This window comes from Candidatus Parvarchaeota archaeon, from assembly GCA_016866895.1.
Lineage (GTDB): Archaea > Micrarchaeota > Micrarchaeia > Anstonellales > VGKX01 > VGKX01.
This window is the reverse complement of record VGKX01000195.1, coordinates 1-1691: the sequence shown is the minus strand read 5'-3', so window position 1 is coordinate 1691 and position 1691 is coordinate 1. Positions and strand designations below refer to the sequence as shown.

Below are 1691 nucleotides of genomic sequence, written 5' to 3'. Positions count from 1 at the left end.
CTTGCAAAACAGCTTGCCGGAAAAAAGATTGTCACAAATGACGGCGAGGAAATAGGGAAACTTGTTGACTTGTATGTAAACGAGGTCACAGGGAAGCTTGAGAACATCCTAGTTGAGCCAAACCCTGACAACCCGACTGCAAGAAAACTCAAGAAAGAAGACGGCTTGATTGTTGTTCATTACGACTCTGTCTTGGCGGCATCCGACCTAATCATCATTGACAGGAAAGGCGTTGAGGGATAAATTTAACCTGTCAAATCCCCCCTTTTCCAATCTTCTTCTCCCACGGCTTTAGCCGTGGGTAGCCCCCGTTGGCAATCATTCTTCCCCTATATCTCCCCAAGGGTTTTTCCATGGAGTTCGTTGATATTTTCAGCCACGGCAGGCCTGTGCTTGCCCTGTGCCCGATGGTGGGCGTAACAAACCTGCCCTTCAGATTGCTTTGCAAAAACCACGGCGCTGATTTGGTTTGCAATGAGATGCTTTCAGCCCAGGCAATAATTAGGGACAACAAAAAAACCATGCTCATGGCACGGGTGCTTGCAAAGGAGGGCCCTGCTGGCATACAGCTGATGGGCCCGGACGAGCAAACCATCGCAGGGGCAATAAAAAAGCTTGAGCAGCTCAAGGGCTCAGGCCTCACTTTCCCCTCGTATTATGACCTCAATCTTGGCTGCCCGTCAAAAAACGTCACGGGTGCGCAAAGCGGCTCCTTTATTCTCCAAAGCCCTGCTAAGGCAGGCCGCATTGCAAGTGCTGCTGTTGCAGCCTCAAGCCTGCCTGTGACTGTAAAGACGCGCCTTGGCTATTCCTCAAAAAACATCCTTGAGATAGCAGCTGCAGTTGAAAAGGCAGGGGCAAGTGCAATCACAGTGCATGCAAGAACAGCCTCGCAAGGCTACAGTGGCAAGGCATGCTGGTCTGACATAAAGTCAGTCAAGCAGGCGGTATCAATACCAGTCATTGGCAATGGGGACATTGCAAGCCCTGCGGATGCGGCAGCGGCCCTTGCATATAGCGGCGCTGACGGGGCCATGATTGGCCGGGGCGCAATCAAGGACCCGTCAATTTTTGAAAATTGCAGGAAAGCCATGGCAATTACAAAGGAAAATTCTGAAAAAAACAGAAACAGCCAAATCGTGGGTTCTGTCCCCCAAAAAACTGGCTATCCAAGCTGCCAATCAGGGGGTTCAGCAAGGCAAATGCACTGCTTTGCACCAACTCAAAATCCCTTCAGTCAAAAAGCCGCCTTGTTTGACGAGTATTGCGGAATTTGGGACCGGCATTTCGGCAAGTTCATTCCTGATATTTCCTATGCAGTCATCTTTGCAACGGAGCTTACCTCTGGCATGGTGGGGGGAGCGCAGGCAAGAAGGCAAATAAACAAGTGCAAATCTCTTGGCCAAATAAGGGATATTTTTTCAAGCCTTTCTACGTGACTTGGTTCCCCTGCCTTTGAAATGACTGCCCAAGAACCTAAATTCAATCCTGCCGCATTGAACTAACAACCCAAAACCAGCCGTGCTGCATTGAGCAAAAAGTCAAAACAACAAAGCAAGTCTTTTCAGAATTTGTTACTGAGTTTGTCTAAGCTCTCCGGGCAGCACCGTGTGAGCCTGCGATTCGGGAATAAAGATAAAGTTGGTGTTTTCAAATCTTTCCGCAATATGGATTGAGTGCGCCAGGTCACG

2 protein-coding genes are annotated in these 1691 nt (G+C 49.3%); both read left to right on the top strand.

Annotated elements, in window-relative coordinates; translation table 11 throughout:
• Positions 1-243, top strand: a 243-nt coding sequence (locus tag FJZ26_05855; protein MBM3229933.1) for a photosystem reaction center subunit H, incomplete at its 5' end; no start/stop codon positions are given.
• A 110-nt stretch (positions 244-353) separates the two neighbouring features.
• Positions 354-1439, top strand: coding sequence for a tRNA-dihydrouridine synthase family protein (locus FJZ26_05850; protein ID MBM3229932.1), 1086 nt, complete (start codon positions 354-356; stop codon positions 1437-1439).
• Positions 1440-1691: the final 252 nt, after the last annotated feature.

Coding starts and splice junctions, on each gene's coding strand:
- FJZ26_05850 (MBM3229932.1), top strand. CDS start 354: ATGGAGTTCGTTGATATTTTCAGCCACGGCAGGCCTGTGCTTGCCCTG.